The organism is Burkholderia sp. Ax-1720, assembly GCF_011753035.1.
GTDB classification, from domain to species: Bacteria; Pseudomonadota; Gammaproteobacteria; order Burkholderiales; family Burkholderiaceae; genus Burkholderia; species Burkholderia gladioli.
The window spans coordinates 1-2,150 of record NZ_VWWK01000378.1 but is presented as its reverse complement, the minus strand read 5'-3'; the positions used below and the strand labels follow the sequence as shown (position 1 = coordinate 2,150).

2 protein-coding genes and 1 pseudogene are annotated in these 2,150 nt (G+C 74.2%); all 3 read left to right on the top strand.

Annotated features, from left to right (window positions below; all coding sequences use genetic code 11):
• A pseudogene (locus F3J18_RS36890) lies at positions 1-203 on the top strand (citrate/2-methylcitrate synthase); the annotation flags it as partial.
• 71 nt (positions 204-274) lie between these two features.
• The gene (locus tag F3J18_RS36885; RefSeq protein WP_025101068.1) at positions 275-937 is read left to right on the top strand and encodes a class I SAM-dependent methyltransferase; all 663 of its coding nucleotides are present in this window, start codon (positions 275-277) and stop codon (positions 935-937) included.
• 4 nt (positions 938-941) lie between these two features.
• On the top strand, positions 942-2,045 hold the full coding sequence (locus F3J18_RS36880) for a TauD/TfdA family dioxygenase (protein ID WP_166917084.1): 1,104 nt from the start codon (positions 942-944) through the stop codon (positions 2,043-2,045).
• Positions 2,046-2,150: the final 105 nt, after the last annotated feature.

The following is a 2,150-nucleotide window of genomic DNA, read 5'->3' as shown; positions in this document are numbered from 1 at the left end:
ACCCGAACATCGACTTCCTGAGCGCCGCGACGCTGCTCGACCTCGGCGTCGCCTCGCCCTCCTGGGGCGTCGGGCTGGGCCTGTCGGCACGCATCGCCGCGATGGTCGCGCACGCGGTCGAGCGCCGGCAGCGCCCCGCGTTCGGCGTCAACAGCGCCACCGCGCGGCGCCTGCTGGCCGCCGTGCCGGTCGGCTGGCTGTGAGCGCGCCCGGCCATGAACCCGCCATTCGCCACTCCCTTCCACGCAACGCCCCGACCGAATCGAGGAACGCCATGCTGCTGAAGAATCTCCGCCCGGCCAACGACTACGACCGCTTCGCCACCGAGACGCTCGAACCCTGGGACCTGCTGTTCATCAGCCGGATCCGCCAGCTCGCCCGCGGCATGGCGGCCGGCACCATCGCCGACATCGGCACCGCCACCGGCGTGGTGCCGGTCCGCCTGGCCGCCGATCCGGCGATGGAGGGCTGGCGCTTCATCGGCGTCGACCTCGATCCGGCCATGCTCGACGAGGGCCGCCCGCGCCTGAAGACGCTCGGCATCGAGCAGCGCGTCGAGCTGCGGGTGGGCGACGCGCTCGAGCTGCCGTTCGCCGACGGCGAGCTGACCATGGCGGTCGGCCGCGCCACCCTGCACCACCTGCCGGACAAGGCGAAGAGCCTGACCGAGATGTTCCGCGTGCTGCACCCGGGCGGCGTGGCCCTGGTGCACGACATGCGCCGCGACGCGCCGCAGCACCTGCTCGACCGCTTCACCGCGATGCGCGCGGCGGCCGACTACCCGCCCACCCACGTCGAGGAGAAGATCACGCTGGCCGAGGCGCACGAGCTGGTGGCCGAGGCGGGGCTGGCGCCCTACGCGAGCATCCACAGCCCGAGCGCGGGGCTCGGCGCGCTCGGCTTCGAGATCCTGCTCAGCAAGCCAGCGCTGGCCTGACGCGATGAGCGCGCTCGCCCCTCCCGCCCTCCATCCGGCCGCCGCGCGGCTCGGCGCCGACACGGTGCGCTGCGCGCCGGCGGTGGCCGGCCGCAGCGTGCCCCTCTTGATCGAACCGGTGGACCCTGCGCTCGCCGAGCTCTACGACTCGACCGGTTCGAGCGGCGCCACCGATGCCTTCGTGGCCTGGTTCCGCGAGCGGCGCGCCGACATCGACGCGCTGCTCGCCGAATACGGCGCCCTGCTGCTGCGCGGTTTCGCGCTGCCCGACACGGCCGCCTTCGGCCGCCTGGGGGCGCTGTTCGCGCCGCACGCCAACGGCTATACCGCGGGCGCCGCGCCGCGCAGGCAGGTGGCCGGCGGCGTCTACGAATCGACGCGCATGCCGCCGCCGTTCAAGATCGGCCTGCACCAGGAAATGGCCTACATGCCGTCGTTCCCGCGCCTGCTGGCGTTCTACTGCCGCAAGCCGGCCGACTCGGGCGGCGAGACGCCGATCTGCGACATGCGGCGCCTGACCGCGCGGCTGCCGGCCGGGCTGCGCGAGCGCTTCGCCGCCCGCGGCGTGATGTACCTGCGCAACTTCGCGGCGCCGGGCGACCGCGCCGAGCGGCTGGCCGCCAACCCGAACCTGCCGTTCGCCGAATACCACCGGCCCTGGGACGAGGCCTTCGGCACCGCCGAGCGCGAGCAGGCCCAGGCGCTGTGCGAGGCGCGCGGGCTCGGCTGGCGCTGGCTCGAGGACGGCAGCCTGACGGTCTCGCACGTCGGCCCGGCGCTGCGCCGGCATCCGCGCACCGGCGAGACGGTCTGGTTCAACCAGGCCAGCGCCCAGCACCCGAATCCGCGCTCGATGGGCGACTTCAGCTACCGGCACCTGCAGCGGCGCTACGCGGGCCGCGCCGCCTTCCCCTACGAGATCCGCTACGGCGACGGGGCGCCGATGCCGGCCGCCGATCTCGATGCCGTCTACGACGCCTTCGACGCCGAGGAAGTCGCCTTCGCCTGGCGCACCGGCGACCTGATGATCGTCGACAACATGCTGGTCGCGCACGGCCGCAACCCGTTCCGGGGCACGCGCGACACGCAGGTGATGCTGCTCGACTGAGGAAGCCCGATGAGCGTTCCGCTACTGACCACCCTGCGCGCCGTGCTGAGCCCGTCGCCCGCGCCCGAGCGGGCGGCGCCCGCCGGCACGCGCCGCTCGCGGCCG